This window comes from Streptomyces sp. NPDC000878, assembly GCF_053599695.1.
This window is the reverse complement of sequence record NZ_JBSFMT010000001.1, coordinates 291,539-313,285: the sequence shown is the minus strand read 5'-3', so window position 1 is coordinate 313,285 and position 21,747 is coordinate 291,539. Positions and strand designations below refer to the sequence as shown.

17 protein-coding genes are annotated in these 21,747 nt (G+C 69.8%); 10 read left to right on the top strand and 7 right to left on the bottom strand.

The window, feature by feature from the left end; translation table 11 throughout:
• Positions 1 to 122: 122 nt before the first annotated feature.
• The 4 genes from ACWDR4_RS01275 to ACWDR4_RS01260 form a co-directional block, all read right to left on the bottom strand.
• Complete coding sequence (locus tag ACWDR4_RS01275; protein ID WP_450402319.1) at positions 123 to 1,802, bottom strand: glycoside hydrolase family 13 protein; 1,680 nt, start codon at positions 1,800 to 1,802, stop codon at positions 123 to 125.
• Positions 1,803 to 2,017: 215 nt separating this feature from the next.
• Positions 2,018 to 2,935: a sugar ABC transporter permease gene (locus tag ACWDR4_RS01270; protein ID WP_450402317.1), complete on the bottom strand. Its 918-nt coding sequence runs from the start codon at positions 2,933 to 2,935 to the stop codon at positions 2,018 to 2,020.
• A 19-nt stretch (positions 2,936 to 2,954) separates the two neighbouring features.
• Positions 2,955 to 3,959 carry a carbohydrate ABC transporter permease gene (locus tag ACWDR4_RS01265; protein ID WP_450402315.1) on the bottom strand — a complete coding sequence of 335 codons (1,005 nt, stop codon included), beginning with the start codon at positions 3,957 to 3,959 and terminating at the stop codon, positions 2,955 to 2,957.
• A 120-nt stretch (positions 3,960 to 4,079) separates the two neighbouring features.
• Positions 4,080 to 5,354, bottom strand: a complete 1,275-nt coding sequence (locus ACWDR4_RS01260) for an extracellular solute-binding protein (RefSeq protein WP_450402314.1) — start codon at positions 5,352 to 5,354, stop codon at positions 4,080 to 4,082.
• A gap of 452 nt (positions 5,355 to 5,806) precedes the next feature.
• Between ACWDR4_RS01260 and ACWDR4_RS01255 the strand changes: the two genes are divergently transcribed.
• Together ACWDR4_RS01255 and ACWDR4_RS01250 are read left to right on the top strand one after the other, a co-directional pair.
• Complete coding sequence (locus ACWDR4_RS01255; RefSeq protein WP_450402311.1) at positions 5,807 to 6,841, top strand: LacI family DNA-binding transcriptional regulator; 1,035 nt, start codon at positions 5,807 to 5,809, stop codon at positions 6,839 to 6,841.
• A 98-nt stretch (positions 6,842 to 6,939) separates the two neighbouring features.
• Positions 6,940 to 7,860 carry a phosphatase PAP2 family protein gene (locus ACWDR4_RS01250; RefSeq protein ID WP_450402309.1) on the top strand — a complete coding sequence of 307 codons (921 nt, stop codon included), beginning with the start codon at positions 6,940 to 6,942 and terminating at the stop codon, positions 7,858 to 7,860.
• A gap of 64 nt (positions 7,861 to 7,924) precedes the next feature.
• On the opposite strand, the gene ACWDR4_RS01245 is transcribed toward ACWDR4_RS01250, so the two are convergent.
• Complete coding sequence (locus tag ACWDR4_RS01245) at positions 7,925 to 10,933, bottom strand: bifunctional [glutamine synthetase] adenylyltransferase/[glutamine synthetase]-adenylyl-L-tyrosine phosphorylase (protein WP_450402308.1); 3,009 nt, start codon at positions 10,931 to 10,933, stop codon at positions 7,925 to 7,927.
• A gap of 272 nt (positions 10,934 to 11,205) precedes the next feature.
• Between ACWDR4_RS01245 and ACWDR4_RS01240 the strand changes: the two genes are divergently transcribed.
• On the top strand, positions 11,206 to 11,337 hold the full coding sequence (locus ACWDR4_RS01240) for a hypothetical protein (RefSeq protein ID WP_450402306.1): 132 nt from the start codon (positions 11,206 to 11,208) through the stop codon (positions 11,335 to 11,337).
• 427 nt (positions 11,338 to 11,764) lie between these two features.
• Here the strand turns inward: ACWDR4_RS01240 and ACWDR4_RS01235 are convergent, their stop codons facing one another.
• Entirely contained in the window at positions 11,765 to 12,625 is an 861-nt protein-coding gene (locus ACWDR4_RS01235; RefSeq protein ID WP_450402305.1) for a hypothetical protein, read from the bottom strand.
• A gap of 174 nt (positions 12,626 to 12,799) precedes the next feature.
• Between ACWDR4_RS01235 and ACWDR4_RS01230 the strand changes: the two genes are divergently transcribed.
• From ACWDR4_RS01230 to ACWDR4_RS01220, 3 genes are read left to right on the top strand one after another with little or no spacing between them, the layout of a single operon-like run.
• The gene (locus tag ACWDR4_RS01230) at positions 12,800 to 13,546 is read left to right on the top strand and encodes a helix-turn-helix domain-containing protein (RefSeq protein ID WP_450402302.1); all 747 of its coding nucleotides are present in this window, start codon (positions 12,800 to 12,802) and stop codon (positions 13,544 to 13,546) included.
• 35 nt (positions 13,547 to 13,581) lie between these two features.
• The gene (locus ACWDR4_RS01225) at positions 13,582 to 14,085 is read left to right on the top strand and encodes a pyridoxamine 5'-phosphate oxidase family protein (RefSeq protein ID WP_450402299.1); all 504 of its coding nucleotides are present in this window, start codon (positions 13,582 to 13,584) and stop codon (positions 14,083 to 14,085) included.
• 43 nt (positions 14,086 to 14,128) lie between these two features.
• Complete coding sequence (locus ACWDR4_RS01220) at positions 14,129 to 14,569, top strand: VOC family protein (RefSeq protein WP_450402296.1); 441 nt, start codon at positions 14,129 to 14,131, stop codon at positions 14,567 to 14,569.
• Between the two features lie 111 nt (positions 14,570 to 14,680).
• Here ACWDR4_RS01220 and ACWDR4_RS01215 read toward each other — a convergent pair whose 3' ends face one another.
• A complete protein-coding gene (locus ACWDR4_RS01215) occupies positions 14,681 to 16,042 on the bottom strand; it encodes a glutamine synthetase family protein (RefSeq protein ID WP_189146573.1) in 1,362 nt (453 codons plus the stop codon).
• Positions 16,043 to 16,362: 320 nt separating this feature from the next.
• On the opposite strand from ACWDR4_RS01215, the gene ACWDR4_RS01210 reads away from it, so the two are divergent.
• The 4 genes from ACWDR4_RS01210 to ACWDR4_RS01195 all read left to right on the top strand — a co-directional run bounded on the left by ACWDR4_RS01210 (position 16,363) and on the right by ACWDR4_RS01195 (position 21,638).
• Positions 16,363 to 17,049, top strand: a complete 687-nt coding sequence (locus ACWDR4_RS01210; protein WP_450402292.1) for a DUF3105 domain-containing protein — start codon at positions 16,363 to 16,365, stop codon at positions 17,047 to 17,049.
• Entirely contained in the window at positions 17,049 to 17,669 is a 621-nt protein-coding gene (locus ACWDR4_RS01205; protein ID WP_450402289.1) for a DUF305 domain-containing protein, read from the top strand. Before ACWDR4_RS01210 ends, ACWDR4_RS01205 begins: the two co-directional genes overlap by 1 nt.
• A 154-nt stretch (positions 17,670 to 17,823) precedes the next feature.
• Entirely contained in the window at positions 17,824 to 19,767 is a 1,944-nt protein-coding gene (locus tag ACWDR4_RS01200; protein WP_450402287.1) for a S53 family peptidase, read from the top strand.
• Positions 19,768 to 19,883: 116 nt separating this feature from the next.
• Positions 19,884 to 21,638, top strand: a complete 1,755-nt coding sequence (locus tag ACWDR4_RS01195; protein ID WP_450402284.1) for an NAD+ synthase — start codon at positions 19,884 to 19,886, stop codon at positions 21,636 to 21,638.
• Positions 21,639 to 21,747: the final 109 nt, after the last annotated feature.

Genomic DNA, 21,747 nt, shown 5'->3' with positions numbered 1-21,747 from the left:
CCGGAACACGTCGGCATCTTTTACTGACCGCAGCAGGGCCCGCCGCCCCGAACTGGGCGGCGGGCTCTGACGGTTCGCCCCTCAGCCGCCTGCGAGAAGCGGTCTTGCGGGGCTCGGGGTTCTCAGACCGTCGTCCACCAAACCGTAGTGTCCGCCGGCAGCTTCGCCTCGTCGTCCGCCACGGTGACCTCGCCGCTGGCGACCAGGATCTCCCCGTACGCCGGGATCGTGACCGCCTCGCCGCTCGTGTTCGCCACGCACACGAACTGGCCGCGCCGGAAGGCGAGTACGCCCTGCGGGGCCTTCAGCCACTCGACGGAGTCGCCCGCGCCCAGGTCGGCCTGTTCGCGGCGGGCCGTCAGCGCGGTGCGGTACAGCTCCAGGGTCGAGCCCGGCGTACCCTCCTGCGCCTCGACGCTCAGCTCGGCCCATTCCGCCGGCTGCGGAAGCCAGCTGCCGCCCGCGCCGAAGCCGTACGACGAACCCTCCCGCGTCCACGGGATCGGCACCCGGCAGCCGTCGCGGAAACCGTCCTGGCCCGCGCCCCGGAAGTACGCGGGGTCCTGGCGGACCTCGTCCGGCAGGTCGACGACGTCCGGCAGGCCCAGCTCCTCGCCCTGGTAGACGTACGCCGAGCCGGGCAGCGCCAGCATCAGCAGGCTGGCCGCGCGGGCCCTGCGCAGGCCCAGTGCGCGGTCTCCGGCGAGGCGGATCTGGGTGCCGAGGCCGGGCTCGTTGGCGAAGCGGGTCGCGTGGCGGGTCACGTCGTGGTTCGACAGGACCCAGGTGGCGGGGGCGTCCACCGGGCGCATCGCGTCCAGGGTGCGGTCGATGACGTTCTTCAGTTCCGCCGCGTCCCAATGCGTCGCCAGGTACTGGAAGTTGAACGCCTGGTGGAGTTCGTCCGGGCGGACGTAGTTCGCCGTGCGCTCGATGGTCGGGGTCCATGCCTCGGCCACGAAGATGCGTTCGCCCGCGTACTCGTCGAGAACCAGGCGCCATTCGCGGTAGATGGCGTGTACGCCGTCCTGGTCGAAGAACGGCATGACATCGTTGCCCAGAAGCTTGACCTGGTCGTGGGTTCCGAGGTCCGGGAGGCCCTCCGCCTTCACCAGGCCGTGTGCGACGTCGATACGGAATCCGTCGACGCCCATGTCGAGCCAGAAGCGGAGGACCGAGCGGAACTCGTCCCCGACCGCCGGGTGTTCCCAGTTGAAGTCGGGCTGCTCGGGCGCGAAGAGGTGCAGGTACCAGTCGCCGGGGGTGCCGTCCGGTTCCGTGACCCGCGTCCACGCCGGGCCGCCGAAGACGGACTCCCAGTCGTTGGGCGGGAGTTCGCCGTTCTCGCCCTTGCCGGGGCGGAAGTGGTAGCGGTCCCGGAGGGGTGAGCCGGGGCCTTCCGCTACCGCACGCTTGAACCACTCGTGCTGGTCTGAGGAGTGGTTGGGGACCAGGTCGACGATGATCCGCAGGTTCAGTTCGTGTGCGTCTCGGATCAGGGCGTCCGCGTCCAGGAGGTTGCCGAACATCGGGTCCACCGCGCGGTAGTCGGCCACGTCGTAGCCGGCGTCGGCCTGCGGGGAGGCGTAGAAGGGACTGAGCCACACGGCGTCGACGCCCAGGTCGCGCAGGTACGGCAGCCGGGAGCGTACGCCTTCCAGGTCGCCCATGCCGTCGGCGTTGCTGTCGGCGAAGCTGCGGGGGTAGACCTGGTAGATGACCGCGTCGCGCCACCAGTCTCGGTGGGCGGCGACGGCGGGGGCGGCGGAGGTCGGGGCCGGAGCGGCGGAGTGCTGGCTCATAACGTCCTTGATATGTAACGGAGTTCGGGTCATGGGTGGTTTCTGGCTGTTTTGAGGCTGCGGGCCGGTGGGGGCTTGTCGCGCAGTTCCCCGCGCCCCTTTCGGGGCGCGGCCCAACCGTTGGGCATAAGCGGACGCGGTGGCAGCGGGGTCGGATGGCCACCGCGTCCGCCACCCGCGCGGCAGATGACGCGCGGGAGTTCACTGGACCGGGCTCAGCCCTTTGTGCCGCCTGCGGTCAGGCCCGCCACCAGGTTCTTCTGGACCAGGTAGAAGAAGGCCGAGACAGGTATCGCGACCAGTACCGCTGTGGCGGCCATCAGGTTGCGCTGGGCGTCGTGCTCGCTGACGAAGCTCTGCAGGCCGACCGCGAAGGTGTACTTCGTGTCCGACAGCATGAACGTCGAGGCGAAGGCGACCTCGCCGAACGCGGTGATGAAGCTGTAGAACGCGGCGACCGCCAGGCCCGGCTTGGCGAGCGGGAGGATCAGTCGCGCGAAGGTGCCGAAGGGGGTCAGCCCGTCGACGCGTCCCGCCTCGTCGATCTCGAAGGGGATCGTGTCGAAGTATCCCTTGAGCAGCCAGGCGCAGTACGGCACGGCCGTCGAGCAGTAGACGAGGATCAGACCGAGGTAGTTGTCGATGAGTCGCAGGTCCGAGAGGATCTGGTACATCGGCACGATCAGTACGGCGATCGGGAACATCTGGGTGACCAGGAGCACCCACATGAACTTGCGGTAGCCGGGGAAGCGCATCCGCGAGACCGCGTACCCCGTGGTCGCCGCGACGAGGACGCCGATGACCGTCGTACCGAGCGAGACGATCAGCGAACTCTTCATCCAGTCGAAGAAGTTGGTGTGCTGGAGGACGAACGCGTAGTTGTCGAACGTCATCTTGTCCCAGATGCGCCCGGGGTGGAGATAGTCGTCCTTGTCCGGGCCGAGGGACAGGAAGAACAGCCAGGCGATCGGGAACAGCGCGATCAGGCTCGCGACGGCCAGGATGCCGTGGGAGGCGAGGGCCGCCCCGAGGCGTGGCCGGCCGCCGCGTCCTGCGGGCCGCGAGGCCGCCGGTGTCCCGGTCGGGCCCGTCGGCTCTGTCGGCTCGGACTTCTCAACTGTCATGGCACTCATGGGTACGGAAGCTCCTGCCTCAGTTCGCGAGCTGCTGCTCATTGCGGTTCAGCCAGCGGCGGTAGAAGGAGGTGAAGACGACGAGGATGGCCAGCAGCAGCATGCCGTAGGCCGCCGACTGCGCGAAGTCGCGCGGCTGTTGGCCGAAGCCGAGGTAGTAGGCCCAGGTCACGAGGATCTGCGCGTCCGGTGCGGTGGTGCCGAACAGCAGGAAGATGACGGCGAACTGGTTGAACGTCCAGATGATGCCGAGGAGGACGACCGTCGAGCTGACGGGGCGCAGGCCCGGGAGAGTGACGTACCAGAACTTCTGCCAGGGGGTCGCGCCGTCCATGTCCGCGGCCTCGTAGAGGGTGGAGTCGATGGACTGGAGGCCGCCAAGGAGCGAGACCATCATGAACGGCACACCGCACCACGTGTTGACCATGATCGCGGCGAACCGCTGCCAGAAGGTGTCCTCCAGCCACAGCGGTGTCGGCAGATGCACCGCGTCGAGCATCGAGTTGATGATGCCGCCGTCGGCGAGCATGAACCGCCAGCCGAACACGGTGACGAAGGTGGGCACGGCCCACGGCAGGACCAGGATCAGCCGGTAGAAGGTGCGACCGCGCAGCTTCTGGTTGAGGAGCAGGGCGAGGCCCAGGCCGATGCAGTAGTGCAGGGTCACGCAGAGGGCGGTCCAGACGATCGTCCAGATGAAGTGCGACCAGAAGCGGTCGTACGCGGTGTCGCCCCACAGGATGTCGGCGTAGTTGTCGAGGCCGATGAACTTGTACGTGGCGTCGATGTGGTTGACGCCGATCGTGCGGGCCGAGTTGAGGCTGTTGGCGTCCGTGAGCGTCAGATAGAAGCCGCGCACGAGCGGGTAGAGCACGAGCCCGCCGAGCACGACGACCACGGGGGCGATCATCGCGTACGCGTACCAGTACTTCTGGTAGGCGTGCTTGAGACGATCGAGCCGTCCGGGGCGCTGCCCGGGCTCACCGCGGCGCTTGCCGGTCGCGCGGTCGATGGCGACTGTCATGGTTCGACACCTTCTGGAAGATCCTGGAATGGCAGAGGATCGGGGGTTACGGCCGACAGACCGATGACCGTCGGAACTGTCCCCCGGGTCCAACTGGGCAGTTCCGACGGCCGATCGGGGTCACTTGCTGAAGTCCGGGACCAGCTTGGCGATCGCGGTCTCCGCGTTGCTCAGACCCTTGTCGAGGGACTCCTTGCCGGCCGCGATCTGGGGCAGCTCGGTGTCGAGCGGGCCCCACAGGGAGCTGTACTCCGGCAGGGCCGGGCGGGGCTGGGCGGCGGAGAGGACGCTCTGGTAGCCGGCGATGCCCGGGTCGGCCTTCACCTGGGCGGTGTAGGCGTCGTCGCGGGTGGGCAGCGTGGAGTTCTTCAGGGCGATGGTCTCCTGGGACTTCGCCGAGGTCATGAAGTTGAGGAACTTGAGCGCGGCCTTCTGGTGCGCGGAGTCCGAACCGGCGTACACGGAGAGGTTGTGGCCGCCGGTCGGGGCGCCCGCCTTGCCGGTGGAGCCGGCCGGGACGGTGGCGATGCCGAGGTTGGCCTTGTCCTTGAACGCGGTGCCCTTGTAGAAGTTGGTGATCTCCCACGGGCCCTGGACGATCGCGGCGACCTGGCCGTTGACGAACGCGTCCTGGATGTGGGCGTAGGCGTCCGCGGTGGTGTCGGCCTTGTGCAGGCCCTTGCCGTCGAACAGGCCGAGCCAGGTCTCGTAACCCTTCTTGGCGGCGGCCGAGTTGACGGTGATCTTCTTCGCGGCGGCGTCGACGGTGTCGGTGCCCTCGCCGTAGAGGAAGTTCTGCGCGTAGTAGGCCTGGGTGGAGCCCCAGTAGCCGTCGACGCCCGTCTTGGTCTTGATGGTGGCGGCGGCCGTCTTCAGGTCGGCCCAGGTCTTCGGGGCCTCGGTGATGCCGGCCTTCGCGAAGAGTTCCTTGTTGTAGACCAGCGCGAGGGTGTCGGTGACCAGCGGGACGCCGTACGTCTTGCCGTCGTACTTGGCCTGCTCGATCAGGCTGGGCTGGAACTTGGCCTCGTCGGCGAGGGCCTCGGTGCCGTCGAGCGGCAGGAAGTAGCCCTTCTTGGCGAAGGCGGGGGTCCAGCCGACCTCGGAGCGCAGCACGTCCGGAGCGCCCGAGGCCGCGGCGGCGGTGTCGAACTTGTTCTGGGCCTGGTCGAAGGGGACGTTGACGTACTTGACCTTGACGTCCTTGTTGGCGGCCTCGAACTCCTTGACGAGGGCCTGGTACGTCGGTGCCTCGTTGGTGGCGTTCGTGGTGTCCCACCAGGTGATGGTGACCGGGCCGTCGGCCTTGTCGCTGCCGCTGTCGTCTCCGCCGCAGGCCGTCGCCGCGAGGGCGATGGACGCCACCAGCGCGGTGGCCGCTATGCCACGCCGCATGAGTTCTCCTTGAGGGTGAAAGCCCGTGTACTGGCGGTAACGGCCCCGTCCGCCGTTTCCACCGATGTGCCGGCCGCTCCGTTGCCGCCGCCGGGCGACGTGAACGTAACAGCCATGTAAGCGTTACGAAAGACCTTGCAGAAAAAAAGCGCAAGAACCGACGACAGTTACCGCGCCGTGACCCCTCCGACACCGCTCCGAACCCACCCCTTACCCGCCCTGACCCCGCCCTGGTACTGCCCTCTGTCGTCGATCAGCGCGATCCGGGACTCTTGTGCAAGACTCTGCAAGCTCTTGCCAACCAGGCCCGTCCAGAACACCGAGGGAGCGCGATGACGCAGCAACCCCCAGCGGCAGGCGGCCGTTTTGGCCGTCCGGTGGGTCGTTCGACGGCCCGCGCCCGACGTGTGTTCGGTGGGCAAGGAGAGGGCCGGCCGGTACAGTCCAGCCCTGTGACCACACGGCTTGCCGACATCGCCGCCCAGGCGGGGGTGAGCGAAGCGACGGTCAGCCGGGTCCTCAACGGGAAACCGGGCGTCGCCGCCACCACCCGCCAGTCCGTGCTCGCCGCCCTCGACGTACTGGGGTACGAGCGCCCGGTCCGGCTGCGGCAGCGCAGCGAGGGCCTGGTGGGCCTCATCACCCCGGAGCTGGAGAACCCGATCTTCCCGGCCCTGGCGCAGGTCATCGGCCAGGCCCTGACCCGGCAGGGTTACACCCCGGTCCTGGCCACGCAGACACCCGGCGGTTCCACGGAGGACGAGCTGACGGAGATGCTCGTCGACCGGGGCGTGGCCGGCATCATCTTCGTCTCCGGACTGCACGCGGACACCTCCGCCGACATGCAGCGCTACGAGCAACTGCGCGCCCAGGGCGTGCCGTTCGTGCTCGTCGACGGCTTCTCCCCCAAGGTGCAGGCGCCGTTCATCTCCCCCGACGACCGCGCGGCGATGAACCTCGCGGTCACGCACCTCGTCTCCCTCGGCCACATCAACATCGGTCTCGCGCTCGGCCCGAAGCGTTTCGTGCCGGTGCAGCGCAAGATCGAGGGCTTCGTCCGCACGATGCAGGATCTGCTGGGCCTGACGGCTCAGGACGTCGAGTCGCGCCTCGTCCAGCACTCCCTCTACACCCTGGAGGGCGGCCAGGCGGCGACCACGGCGCTCATCGAGCGTGGTTGCACCGCCGTGGTGTGCGCGAGCGACATGATGGCGCTGGGCGCGATACGGGCGGCCCGGCAGCGCGGTCTGGAGGTCCCCCGGGACATCTCGGTCGTGGGCTTCGACGACTCCCCCCTGATCGCCTTCACCGACCCGCCCCTCACTACGGTCCGCAAGCCGGTCCCGGCGATGGGCCAGGCCGCCGTACGCACGCTCCTTGAGGAGATCGGCGGTACGCCCGCCCCGCACAGCGAGTTCGTGTTCATGCCGGAGCTGGTGGTACGGGGTTCGACGGCCTCTGCGCCTGGGGAACGCACTCGTACCTAGGTAGTAGTTCGGGGCGCCTCCCCCGCCGTAGAACGTGCGGGTCGTACAGGACCAGGGGATGATCTGGAGAGAGGCCTTATCTGGCAGACTCTGTGCCCATGGGTGAGACGACCGTGACGACAAAGGAAGGCCGTGACATGGCCGCTCCGCACGCTGTCGCGGGGCAGGCGGGCCAACCGGACCCGGCAGACGCGACGGACGCGACGGATGCCGAGGTGAACGGCCGTGCGGGCAGTGCCTTCCTGCGCAGGCTGCGCGCTCCGCGCCGGCCACGCCTGTGGTTCGAGATCCTGTTGATCGCGGTCAGTTACTGGACGTACTCGCTGATCCGCAACGCCGTACCGGAGCAGAAGGCCGAGGCGCTGCGCAACGCGGACTGGATCTGGAAGACCGAGCACAGCCTGGGCATCGCCTTCGAGGAATCGGTTAACCACGCGGTCAACTCGGTGACTTGGCTGATCGTGGGCATGAACTACTACTACGCCACGCTGCACTTCGTCGTCACGCTCGGTGTTCTCGTGTGGCTGTACCGCAGTCACCCCGGCCGTTACGCGGCGACACGTCTGACCCTCTTCGCGACCACGGTCGTCGCACTGGTCGGTTACTACCTGTATCCGCTCGCCCCGCCCCGGCTGATGAACGGCAGCGACTTCATCGACACGGTGATGGTCCACCACACCTGGGGTTCGATGGCCTCCGGCGACCTCAAGCACATGTCGAACCAGTACGCGGCGATGCCGTCGATGCACATCGGCTGGTCCACGTGGGCGGGTCTGACGATCTTCGCCCTGGCGAGCGTCCCGTGGGTGCGCGTCCTCGGTCTGCTCTACCCGATGGCCACGCTGCTGGTGATCGTCGCCACCGCCAACCACTTCTGGCTGGACGCGGTGGGCGGCCTCCTCTGCCTGGCCTTCGGCTTCCTGGTGGCCCGCCTCTGGTACGGCAAGCTGCCGTACGCCCTCCCGAAGCTGGTCCCGGTGCAGGGGCAGGGCGGGCTGCTGCTCCCGGTCAAGCCATAGCCGACCGGGGCGACCGGGGCGGCTGACACGCTCGTTCCTACGTGGCCTACCTGATCTACGTGGCCTACATGGACGCCGCTCCGTAGAACAGGGTGTCCACGACGCTCCGGGCCCGCCGGGTGGTCCTCCGGTAGTCGTCGATCATGTCGCCGACATGCCCCGGCCCGTACCCCAGATACCGTCCCACCGCGCCCAGTTCACGCCCGTCGGAGGGGAAGGTGTCCCCGGCCCGCCCGCGCACCAGCATCACGGCGTTGCGCACCCGGGTGGCCAGGACCCATGCCTCGTCCAGTATCGCGGCGTCCTCCCCGGAGATCAGTTCGGCGGCGCAGGCGGCGGCGAGGGCCTCGCGGGTACGGGTGGTCCGCAGCCCGGGTTCGGCCCAGCCGTGCTGGAGTTGCACCAGCTGGACGGTCCACTCGACGTCCGAGAGGCCGCCCCGCCCGAGCTTGGTGTGCAGGGTCGAATCGGCGCCGCGAGGCATCCGCTCCGACTCCATACGGGCCTTCAGGCGCCGGATCTCACGCACCGCGTCGTCGCCGAGCCCCTCCGCCGGGTAGCGCAGCGGGTCGATCAGCTCGATGAAACGGCGCCCCAACTCCAGGTCCCCGGCGACGACTTCGGCCCGCAGCAGCGCCTGGGACTCCCAGCCGAGGGACCAACGGCGGTAGTAGGCCTCGTACGAGGTCAGGGTGCGGACCATCGGCCCCGACTTGCCCTCGGGGCGCAGATCCGCGTCGATGAGCAACGGCGGGTCGGAGCTGGGGACTTGGAGCAGCCGGCGCATCTCGGAGACCACGGCGTTCGCGGCCCTGGCGGCCTCCTCCTCGCCGACGCCGTCCCGGGCCTCGTGCACGAAGAGCACGTCGGCGTCGGAGCCGTAGCCGAGTTCGTGCCCGCCGAAGCGGCCCATGCCGATCACCGCGAACCGGGTGGGCAGGGTGTCGCCCCAGCCGTCCCGGACGACCGCGCGCAGGGTCCCGGCGATGGTCGCCGCCGTGATGTCGGAGAGCGCGCCGCCGACGAGATCCACGAGGGCGCCCTGGTCGGCCTCCGCGGGCGACTGCTCGGTGCCGTAGGAGCCGATGATGTCGGCGGCGGCCGTACGGAAGAGTTCGCGTCGGCGGACACCGCGCGCGGCGTACACGCCCTGTTCGCCGGTGTCGGCGCGTCCGACGGCGGCCAGTATCTCCTGCTCCAGGTGGGCGCGTTCGCGTGGCTCCAGCTGGCCTCCGCCGTCACCGTCGCCGAGCAGCGCGACGGCCTCGGGGGCCCGCATCAGCAGGTCGGGGGCGAGACGTCCGGCCGACAGGACGCGGGCCAGGTTCCCGGCGGCGGGCCCTTCGTCCCTCAACAGCCGTAGGTACCAAGGGGTTCGGCCGAGCGCGTCCGACACCTTGCGGAAGTTGAGGAGTCCGGCGTCCGGGTCGGCGGAGTCGGCGAACCAGCCCAACAGGACGGGCAGCAGGGTCCGTTGGATGGCCGCCTTCCGGCTCACGCCGCTGGCCAGCGCCTCCAGGTGCCGCAGGGCGGCGGCCGGATCGGCGTACCCGAGCGCGACCAGCCGCTCCCGGGCCGCGCCGGTGCTCAACCTGCTCTCGCCGGGGGCGAGTTGGGCGACGGCGTCGAGGAGCGGCCGGTAGAAGAGCTTCTCGTGCAGCCGCCGTACGACGGACGCGTGCCGCTTCCACTCGCGGTTCAGCTCGGCGACGGGGTCGGTACGGAGCCCCAACGAGCGCCCGATGCGCCGCAGATCGGCCTCGTCCTCGGGAACGAGGTGGGTACGCCGCAGCCGGAACAGCTGGATCCGGTGCTCCATGGACCGCAGGAACCGGTAGGCGTCGTCGAGCTGTACGGCATCGGCGCGCCCGACGTACCCACCCGCGGCGAGCGCGTTGAGGGCGTCGAGAGTGGTCCCGCTCCGCAGGGAGGTGTCGGCCCGCCCGTGCACCAACTGAAGCAGCTGGACGGCGAATTCGACGTCGCGCAACCCACCGGGCCCAAGTTTCAGCTCGCGCTCGACCTCGGCGATGGGAATGTTCTCGACGACCCGGCGGCGCATCTTCTGCACGTCGTTGACGAAGTTCTCGCGCTCGGCGGCGTGCCAGACGAGGGGCGCGAGCGCGGCGACGTACTCCTCCCCCAGCGCGAAGTCACCGGCGACGGGCCGGGCCTTGAGCAGCGCCTGGAACTCCCAGGTCTTGGCCCAGCGCTGGTAGTAGGCGAGATGACTGCTGAGAGTCCGCACGAGCGGACCGTTACGGCCCTCCGGCCGCAGATTGGCATCGACGGGCCAGATACTCCCCTCGATGGTGGTCTCGGAACAGATCCGCATGAGGTGGGAGGCAAGCCGTGTGGCGGCGCGCAGCGCCTTCCCCTCATCGGCCCCGTCAACAGCCTCCCCCACGAAAATAACGTCAACATCGGAGACGTAATTCAGCTCGTGGCCACCGCACTTGCCCATGGCGATGACGGCGAGCCGGCAGATCGAGGCGTCCTCGGGTGCGGCGGTCCGGGCGATGGCGAGGGCGGCGCGGAGGGTCGCGGTGGCGAGGTCGGCCAGCTCGGCGGCGGTCTCGGCGAGGTCGGTCGTACCGCACACGTCGCGGGCGGCGATGGACAGCAGGCAGCGCCGGTAGGCGACGCGCAGCGACACGGGGTCGTTGGCCTGGGCGAGCCCGCGCTCGAACTCCTCGACACCCGGGTGGAGATCGCGGGGTTCGTACATGACGAAGGCGTGCCAGTCGCGCGGATGCCGGATGAGGTGATCCCCGAGGGCGGCGGAGGCGCCGAGCACCCCGAGGAGCCGGTCACGCAGCGGCTTGGCCGCTATGACCGTGTCCAGCAGCTCGTGCCGGGCGGTCCGCCCGTCCTGCGCCTCGACGAGCCGGACGAGCCCGAGCAGCGCGAGATCCGGGTCGGCGGTCGCGCCCAGCGCGTCGAGCAGCACCGGGTCGTCCCGCAGGGAGGCCAGCTCGACACTGTCGAGGAGCCGCTCGGCCCCGGAGGGATCGGTGAAACCGTGCCGCAGCAGCCGCGTGAAGGTACTGCTCCTGCGCCCCGGCGCCATCATCCTGGGCCTCCCGATCGGATCTAGGTCGTGCGGCCTTGAGCGTAACCGGAGAGGGTGGGTGAGGCACCGGGGCGGGGGACGGGGTTTCCGACCCGACGGCCGCTACTCGGGCGCCCGGCCGTCGCGTCGGCTCCCGCCCCAGGCCCAGGCCTAGACTCCGGAGCCGGCCCGGCCCCGGCTCCCGGTGGCCGCCCCGGGCGGCGTGGCCCCGCCTACCGGCGCGGCGTGGCGTGGTCGGTGGCGCCGAGCGGGGCGCCGGGGTCCGCCCGAGGATGTACGACCGCCGCCGCCCGGCCGCGCGGCTTCCGCGGGCGACGACGACCGTGACCGACCGGGAGAAGCCGGCCCACACCGCCGACCCGGCCGACAGCGCCGAGCAGGCCGCCGAGATCCTCCCGAGGTAAGGACGGCCGTCGAGTCACCGGGCCACGACCACCCTGGCCAGCCGGGAGAAACCGATCCATACCATCGACCCGACCGGCAGCGCCGAAGAGACCGCCGAAGTCGGCCCGCGCAGGGACGACCCCCGCTCGCCCTGCCGCCCGGCCGCACGGCTTCAGCGGGCCACGACGACCACCGTGGCCGGCCCGGAGAAGCCGGCCCACACCGCCGACCCCTCCGACCTCACCCCGACTCGGCCGGCGACGTCGAACAGGTCCCCGGGATCCGCCCGAGGAGGAACGACCCCGCCCCCGCCCCCGCCGCCAGCCGCATGGCTTCACCGGACGGCGACCGCCCTGGCCGACCAGGCGAAGCCAGCCCGCACCACCGCCCCGACCGGCAGCGCCGAACAGGCCGCCGAGGTCCGCCCGCGGAGCGACCACCGCCGAGTCACCGGGCCACGACCACCGTCGCCGGCCGGGAGAGGTCGGTCGACGCCCTGTCGCCCGGGGCGTGGCCCTGAGGCGCGGTGCCGTCGGGAGGGGGGAGGACTGCCGCGGTGAGGGGTTGGCCGGCGATGGGCACTAGGACGCGCCGTACGGTGCCGGACGGTCCGTTGTCCGGTAGGGACGCGTACTGGACGTCCAGGCACTGTTTCCGTAGTGCCTCGGCCGCATCCCGTACGGGTGTCCCGGGCTCGACCGTCGGGAGGACGACCCGGTGACTGGTCCGGCGGTCTAGGCCCTCGCAGGCCGGGGCATCCGGCCGCGCGGGCCCCGTGGTCCCGCGCGACACGGACAGCGTGAGTCGGACCAGGTCATCGGCGTCCGCCCCCGTCACGTCGATCCGGATGGTGCCCCGCCGCAACTGGTCCACCGGGTGTCCGTCGAGGTCGGCGCGTACCCGGTCCGCCGTATCGACCAGGAACCCCGACTCGACCGAGGGCTCCTCCGGGGGCCACGGCCGGGACACCCTCCCCCGCGAGGCGCGCTCCGGGGTGTGCGGGGCGGGCCAGTGGCGCAGTACCACCAGCAGCTGGTCGTCGGGCCGGGTGAAGGGGTGGGCGCGGCCCTCGGCCGAGGTGAAGGCCCCGACCGACCGGACGGCCGCACGCGACTCCCCGCCGATCCGGACCCCGCCATGGGACCCGAGCGTGAACAGTACGTCGGAGAACTCCGTGACCGTGCCGTCGCTCGCGGCCTCGGCGGTGGCGGGCGCTCCGTCGCACCCGGTGGTGAGCAGGGTGGCGACGAGGGCGGCGGCGCCTACGAGACGGGACGAGTTGGATGTACAGGGCAGGTGGACGCGCATGGCATGCCTCCGTCGGGCCGGCGCAGGCGGTCGGCTCGGCCGCCTGCGTCGACACTGCGCGCGCCAACGCCCGTAGCCCATTCGTCATTTGGCGAATCTCCGGCATTCCCGGCGTCACGGAGACCCGCGGGCGTACATTCGGAGACACGCGAGACCCGGCCCCGGGAGGCCGTCATGACAGCAGCAGCCGGTACGACGGCCCAGGCCCACCTGCGACGCATGGCGGACGTCCTCGCCGAGGCACGAGAGGACACGTCGGACGACGTGCCGCCGAGATGCCTGCTCTTCGGTCTCCAGAGCCTCGTGCCCTGCGACGCCGTCAGCTTCTCGGAGCTGGACATCCCGACCAGGCACAGGCTCAACGGGCAGGAGACGCTGCCCGAGGACCTGGACTGCGAGATGGACGGGTACTGGCGCTGGCGCCACCAGCATCTCCAGTGCCAGCGGGTCGTCTCCCACCCGCGCAGCAGCCCGGAGATCACGCAGATGACGGACTTCATGCCGGTCCGCCGACTGACGAATCTGCCGATCTACACCGAGTTCCTGCGTCCGTCCAAGTGCATCGCGACCATCGCCCTGCCCACCGCTCCCGGCCGCACTCGCGTCTTCTCGCTCCTGCGTGACGACCCGAAGCCGTTCACCGACGCCGAGATGACCACCCTCTACCTGCTGGCGCCCCACCTGTACGCGATCTACCGCGACGCGGCCCTCAGACGCCGCCACCCCGTACGCCTGACCGAACGCGAACTCGACGTCCTGCGCTGTGTGGCCCTGGGCATGGCCACCCCGCAGATAGCCGAGCAGCTGACGGTCTCCCCGAGCACGGTCCGCAAGCACCTGGAGAACGCGTTCGGCCGCCTGGGCGTCTCCAGCCGCGCGGCGGCGGTGGCGCGGGTGTTCCCTGAGCCGGAGGCCCTCTGACCAGCCCCATGACTCCGGCGAAGGGAAGGGATCACATGGAACCGCAGGCCGAACTGGATCCCCGCTACAGCGACGAGACCGCCACCGCTCCCCCGTGGTCCGAGGCGGAGACGCTGCTCACCGCCGCGGAACTCTTCTGGATCTCGACGGTACGGCCCGACGGTCGCCCCCATGTCACCCCGCTGCCCGCGGTCTGGTCGCACGGCGCGCTGCACTTCTGCACGGGCCCCGAGGAGCGCAAGGCGCGCAACCTCGACCAGAACCCGCAGGTCGTGCTGACGACGGGCACCAGCACCTGGGACAAGGGCTACGACCTGGTGGTGGAGGGCGAGGCGGTACGGGTGGCCGACGACCGGAGGCTGCGCGAGCTGGCCGCGGCCTGGGAGGCCAAGTACGGCAGCTTCTGGCACTTCGAGGTGCGGGACGGTTACTTCCAGCACGGCGCCGGACACGCTGTGGTCTTTTCGGTGGCGCCCCGCACGGTTTTCGGCTTCGGTAAAGGGGAGCCGTTCAGCCAGACGCGCTGGCGGTTCGCCTGAGGCGCCCGTCAAGGACGACGTGAAGCTATCTGGAGGACCAGCGATGCAGTACACGCTCGAAGTCATCCCACTGCCCGTGAGCGACATCGACCGGGCCCGCGACTTCTACCGCGACAAGGCCGGTTTCCACGTCGACATCGACCAGGAGGTCATGCCGGGAATGCGCATCGTCCAGCTGACGCCCCCGGGCTCGGGCTGTTCGATCGCCCTGGGCGACACCATCTGGGACACGATGGACGGCCCGACCCCGGCCCCGGGCTCGTACCAGGGCCTCCAGCTGTGCGTCCCCGACATCAAGGCGGCCCACGCCGAGCTGGTGGACCGCGGCCTGGAGATCTCGGAGCCGATGCAGTTCTCCCCGGACGACGGCGCCACCTTCATGTACTTCAAGGACCCTGACGGCAACGGCTGGGCGATCCAGGAGTACCGGGTGCGGGCGGCGAAGCCGCTGCATACGTTGCTGAGCGAAATGGCGACCAGCTGAATCCCACCCCGGCACCCGCGCCCCTGTCTTTAGGGGCGCGGGGAACTGCGCGACAAGCCCCCACCGGCCGCAAGTGAGGAAAGCGGCCGGTGCACCCCGTCGAAGCGGCCGTCAGAGAACCGGCAAGTTCTTCCGCAGCTCGAACGCCGTCACCTCGGAGCGGTACTCCTCCCACTCCTGCCGCTTGTTCCGCAGGAAGAAGTCGAACACGTGCTCGCCGAGCGTCTCGGCGACCAGTTCGCTGCGCTCCATCAGCGTCAGAGCCTCGCCGAGGTTCTGCGGGAGGGGCTCGATCCCCATCGCGCGGCGCTCCGCGTCCGAGAGGGCCCATACGTCGTCGTCGGCGCCCGGGGGCAGCTCGTAGCCCTCCTCGATGCCCTTGAGGCCGGCGGCCAGCAGGACGGCGTACGCCAGGTACGGGTTCGCGCCCGAGTCCAGGGAGCGGACCTCCACGCGCGCGGAGCCCGTCTTGCCGGGCTTGTACATCGGGACGCGGACCAGGGCCGAGCGGTTGTTGTGTCCCCAGCAGATGTACGAGGGTGCCTCGCCGCCGGCGCCCGCCGTGCGCTCCGAGCCGCCCCAGATGCGCTTGTACGAGTTCACCCACTGGTTGGTGACCGCCGCGATCTCCGCCGCGTGCTTCAGCAAGCCCGCGATGAACGAGCGGCCCACCTTCGACAGCTGGTACTCCGAGCCGGACTCGTAGAACGCGTTCCGGTCACCCTCGAACAAGGACAGGTGCGTGTGCATGCCGCTGCCCGGGTGCTCACTGAACGGCTTCGGCATGAACGTCGCGTTCACGCCCTGCTCCAGCGCCACCTGCTTCATGACCAGGCGGAACGTCATGATGTTGTCCGCCGTCGAGAGCGCGTCCGCGTAGCGGAGGTCGATCTCCTGCTGGCCCGGGGCGCCCTCGTGGTGGGAGAACTCGACCGAGATGCCCATGGACTCCAGCATCGTGATGGCCTGGCGGCGGAAGTCCTGGCCGACGTGGGTCGGGGTGTGGTCGAAGTAGCCGGAGTTGTCGGCCGGGGTCGGGCGGGTGCCGTCGAGCGGCTTGTCCTTCAGGAGGAAGAACTCGATCTCCGGGTGGGTGTAGAAGGTGAAACCCAGGTCGGAGCCGCGGGTGAGGGCGCGCTTGAGGACGTAGCGCGGGTCCGCGAAGGACGGGGAGCCGTCCGGCATGAGGATGTCGCAGAACATCCGGGCCGTACCGGGGGCCTCGGCGCGCCACGGGAGGATCTGGAACGTCGACGGGTCCGGCTTGGCGATCATGTCGGACTCGTAGACGCGGGCGAAGCCCTCGATCGCGGAGCCGTCGAAACCGATGCCCTCGTCGAAGGCCTGCTCCAGTTCGGCCGGGGCCACGGCGACGGACTTGAGGAAGCCCAGCACGTCCGTGAACCACAGCCGGACGAACCGGATGTCACGCTCCTCCAACGTCCGGAGCACGAACTCCTGCTGCTTGTCCATCTTCCGCTTCCCCATCCTTGCTGGTCAGGCCGCCTGTCTCCCGCACCACGGAAGGCGGTCGGGCACCTGAGCATCCCACCACAACAGCATTTCATGCGCATTGCGCACCTTGATCGTCCAGCCGACCTCGGAGTGAACGCCTCGCGTACGGCGGGTGGACCGCTCTGCAGCCATCTTGCCTGTTCGCGGCGATATCCGTAATGGGCGCCCACCAACCGGAACCGTTGCGGACCATCGGGGCCGACGATCAGCCGCCACGGATTACGATCAGGGGACCGACCGTCCCTTTCCCCGTCCCTTTCCCCAGAAGGATCGATCCCATGGGTTCCGCCAAGAAGAGCGCCAAAGACAGCGGCAGTGGCAGCGCGGCGCGCAAGGCGCGTATAGAGGAGATGCGGCGCGCAGAGCGTTCGCGCGAGCGCCGGAACCGGATCCTCACGATCGGCGTGAGCGTTGTCATAGTGGCCGGCCTGGTCGTCGGAGCGACCGTCCTCGTGCGGTCGCAGTCCGATGACGACAGCACCACCGCCGCGAGCGACTCCAAGGGCACGGGCAAGTTCGTCACCGGCGCGGACGGTGTGAAGACCTGGGACACGAAGCTCACCCAGAACCACGTCACCAAGACCGTGAACTACCCGATGGAGCCCCCGGTCGGCGGTGACCACAACCAGGTCTGGATGAACTGCAACGGCGACGTCTACACCAAGGCGATCAACAACATGAACGCCGTGCACTCGCTGGAGCACGGCGCGGTGTGGGTGACGTACAACAGCAAGGCGTCGAAGACCGACATCGACGCGCTCGCGGCCAAGGTGAAGAAGACGCCGTACACGCTGATGAGCCCGGACGACAAGCAGGCGGACCCGATCATGCTCTCCGCCTGGGGCAAGCAGCGCACGGTGACCAGCGCCACCGACCCGAACGTGGACAAGTTCTTCTCGGAGTTCGTCCAGGGCGACCAGACCCCGGAGCCGGGTGCCGCCTGCACGAACGGGCTGTCCCAGTGATGCGGGCGCCCTGGATCGCCGCTGCCGCCGTGACGGCGCTCGTCGCGGCCGGCGCGATCACCTACGCGGTCGCCGACGGCGACGACTCCGGGATGACGGCGCCCGCCGCCGACTCGGCGGACGCCGGCTTCGCCCGTGACATGGCGGTCCATCACCAGCAGGCCGTCGAGATGTCGTACATCGTGCGCGACCGGACGGACAACGAGGAGATCAGGCGCCTCGCGTACGACATCTCGCAGACGCAGGCCAACCAGCGCGGCATGCTGCTGGGCTGGCTCGACCTGTGGGAACTGCCGAAGGTGTCCTCGGACGCGCCCATGTCCTGGATGGACATGGCGGGCATGGCCGACGGCAAGGACGGCGCGCTGATGCCGGGCATGGCGACCAACACCGAGCTGACGAAGCTGGGCAAGCTCAGCGGCAAGCAGGCCGAGGTCCTCTATCTCCAGTTGATGACCGAGCACCATCAGGGCGGTATCCACATGGCCGAGGGGTGTGTGGAGCGGTGCGAGGTGGGGGTGGAGAAGCGGCTCGCGCAGGGCATGGCCAACGCGCAGGAGTCGGAGATCTCCCTGATGGCGGGGATGTTGAAGGAGCGCGGCGCCAAGGCCCTTTCGTAGGCACCCAGTTGGGATATTTGCCTTAAATCCCCTGTGTATACGGTTCCTTGGGAGCTTCTTGGCCCAGCCATGCCCCCCTGATTCCCCTGGCATGAACGGTTCATCGCGAGAGTCGGACGATCACTCGCGTTGAACCGCAACTGGGGGTTCCTCAATGAGATCCAATCGCGCCATCACGCGCGCCGGTGTGAGCCTGGCAGCGACCCTGCCGCTCCTCGCCGGCGCGCTGGCGCTCGGCATACCCGCGGCCCAGGCCGCGGACGCCCCGGGCCGGGACACGCTGGCCGGCACCAGGCCCGCGTGGGCCACCGCCGCGGCGGACAAGGGAGCCACGTCCGACGGCTCCAAGGTCTCCGCCCGGGTCTACCTCGCCGGCCGGGACGCCACCGGTCTGGCCGCGTACGCGAGGGCCGTCTCCGACCCGACGTCCGCCGTGTACGGCAAGTACCTCACCGCCGCGCAGGTCCAGCAGCGCTTCGGGGCCTCCCCGGCCCAGGTCGCCGCGGTCAAGGCGTGGCTGACGGCGGCGGGGCTCAAGGTCACCGGCGTCACGGCACACTACGTCGCGGTGACCGGTGACGTGACCGCCGCCGAGAAGGCCTTCGGCACGCAGCTGCACAACTACGCCAAGGGCAAGAAGACGTACCGCGCGCCCGCGAAGACCGCGTCCGCGCCGGAGAGCCTCAACGGTGCCGTCCTGACCGTCACGGGTCTGGACAACGCCCCGCACACGGCGACCCACGACGACACGCTGCCCGCGCCGGAGACGGTGTTCCGCAACGCCGGGCCGTTCTCCTCGTACTACGGCTCGAACACCGCCGCCACGCTGCCGACGGCGTACGGCAAGCAGATCCCGTACGCCGTCGAGGGCTACACGGGCAAGCAGCTGCGGGCCGCGTACGGCGCGGGCAGCTGGACCGGCAAGAAGGTGCGCGTCGCCATCACCGACGCCTACGCCTCGCCGACCATCGCCGGCGACGCCGCCACCTACGCGGCCAAGCACGGCGACGCCTCCTACCGCGGCGGCCAGCTCAAGCAGGTCCTGCCGAAGGACTACGCGTACACCGAGGAGTGCTCGGCGGCCGGCTGGTACGGCGAGGAGACCCTCGACGTCGAGGCCGTGCACGCGGTCGCGCCGGCCGCGGACATCACGTACGTCGGCTCCGCGTCCTGCATGGACGACGATCTGCTCGACTCGCTCGGGACGATCGTCGACAAGCACCTCGCGGACATCGTCTCCAACTCGTGGGGCGACATCGAGGCCAACCAGACCCCGGACCTGGCCGCCGCCTACGACCAGGTGTTCAAGCTGGGCGCGGTCGAGGGCATCGGCTTCTACTTCTCCTCAGGCGACAACGGCGACGAGGTCGTCAACACCGGTACGAAGCAGGTCGACACCCCGGCCAACTCGGCGTGGGTGACAGCGGTCGGCGGTACCTCGCTGGCGGTCGGCAAGGGTGACGCGTACCAGTGGGAGACCGGCTGGGGCACCGAGAAGGCCACGCTGTCGGCCGACGGCAAGAGCTGGACGGACTTCCCGGGCGCCTACACCTCGGGCGCGGGCGGCGGCACCAGCGCCACGGTCGCCGAACCCTTCTACCAGAAGGGCATCGTCCCGAACTCGCTGGCCAAGGCCAACAGCGAGAAGGGCAACCGGGTCGTCCCGGACATCGCGGCGATCGCCGACCCGAACACCGGTTTCAAGGTCGGCCAGACCCAGACCCTGCCGGAGGGCGGCACCGCGTACAGCGAGTACCGCATCGGCGGTACGTCGCTTGCGGCGCCGGTGATCGCGGCCGTACAGGCCCTCGCGCAGGAGGCCCGCGGCGGCGCGCCGATCGGCTTCGCCAACCCGGCGATCTACGCGAGGTACGCCTCGCACGCGAAGGTCTACCACGACGTGACCGACAACCCCACGGGGTACGGGCTCGCCGTGGCACGCCTGGACTTCACCAACGGGTACGACGCCACGGACGGGATCCTCACCTCCGTCCGCAGCCTCGGCAAGGACAGCTCGCTGAAGGCCGTACGCGGCTACGACGACGTGACCGGCGTGGGTACGCCCGCGAAGGGTTACGTGGAGTCGTACCGCCGCTGAGGCGCCTCTTTGGGCGGTTCCAGGTGATGCCGGGTGGTGGCGGGAGTGACGTGGGGTGACACACATCCCTCCCTCCACCACCCCATCGCGTCGAATTGACGATTACACTTGGCGGCGTGCCTCAACTACGCCTCGCCCTGAACCAGATCGACTCGCGCGTCGGCGACATCGCCGGGAACGCGGACTCGATCCTCCGCTGGACCCGGCACTCCGCCGAGCAGGGAGCGCATCTCGTGGCGTTCCCGGAGATGGTGCTGACCGGGTACCCCGTCGAGGACCTCGCCCTGCGCTCCTCCTTCGTGGAGGCGTCCCGTGCGGCCCTGCGCTCGCTCGCCGCGCGTCTGGCCGACGAGGGCTTCGGTGAGCTGCCGGTGGTCGTCGGCTACCTCGACCGCTCCGAGACCGACCTGCCGAAGTTCGGCCGCCCGGCGGGCTCCCCGCGCAACGCGGGCGCGGTGCTGCACCACGGCGAAGTGATCCTCACCTACGCCAAGCACCACCTCCCCAACTACGGCGTCTTCGACGAGTTCCGCTACTTCGTGCAGGGCGACACCATGCCGGTGCTCCGCGTGCACGGCGTCGACGTGGCCCTGGCGATCTGCGAGGACCTCTGGCAGGACGGCGGCCGGGTCCCGGCGGCCCGCTCGGCGAAGGCGGGCCTGCTCCTCTCGATCAACGCCTCCCCGTTCGAGCGCGACAAGGACGACACCCGCCTGGAGCTGGTCCGCAAGCGCGCCCAGGAGGCCGGCTGTACGACCGCCTACCTGGCGATGGTCGGCGGCCAGGACGAACTGGTCTTCGACGGCGACTCGATCGTGGTCGACAGGGACGGCGAGGTGATCGCGCGGGCCCCCCAGTTCACGGAGGGCTGCGTGGTCCTGGACCTGGACCTGCCGGCGGCGCTGCCGGACGCGCCGGTGGGCGTGGTGGACGACGGTCTGCGTATCGACCGTGTCGTGCTGTCCGAGGACCCGCTTCCGGCGTACGAGGCCGAGCGGACGGGCTCGTACGCGGAACGCCTGGACGACGACGAGGAGATGTACTCGGCGCTGGTGGTGGGCCTGCGGGCGTACGTGACGAAGAACGGCTTCCGCTCGGTCCTGATCGGCCTGTCCGGCGGCATCGACTCGGCACTGGTCGCGGCGCTGGCGTGCGACGCGGTGGGCGCGGAGAACGTGTACGGCGTGGCGATGCCGTCCAAGTACTCCTCCGACCACTCGATCGGCGACGCGGCGGAACTGGCGAAGCGGACGGGCCTCAACTTCCGTACGGTGCCGATCGCGCCGATGTTCGACGCGTACATGGGCTCGCTGGGCCTGACGGGCCTGGCGGAGGAGAACCTCCAGTCGCGCCTGCGCGGCACGATGCTGATGGCGATCTCCAACCAGGAGGGCCACATCGTCCTGGCGCCGGGCAACAAGTCGGAACTGGCGGTGGGTTACTCGACGTTGTACGGGGACTCGGTGGGCGCGTACGGCCCCATCAAGGATGTGTACAAGACGTCGATCTTCCGCCTGGCGGAGTGGCGGAATCGTGCGGCTGCGGAACGGGGCCAGACGCCGCCGATCCCGGAGAACTCGATCAGCAAACCGCCGAGTGCGGAGCTGCGTCCGGGCCAGATCGACACGGATTCCCTCCCGGACTATCCGGTGCTGGACGGGATTCTGGAGCTGTACGTGGACCGGGACTCGGGGGCCGACACGATCGTCGCGGCCGGGTACGACGCGGGGCTGGTGACCCGGGTACTGCGGATGGTGGACACGGCGGAGTACAAGCGGCGGCAGTATCCACCGGGGACGAAGATCTCGGCGAAGGGGTTCGGGAAGGACCGGCGGCTGCCTATTACCAATGGGTGGCGGGAGTCGGCCTGATCTGGACGACCGGTCCGGTCACGGGCGCGGGGAGGGTCGATGGGTGGCGCCGAGCCTCGCCAGTACTGGATGCGGGCCGCGGGTGTCGTATATGCGATGACTTCCCCGC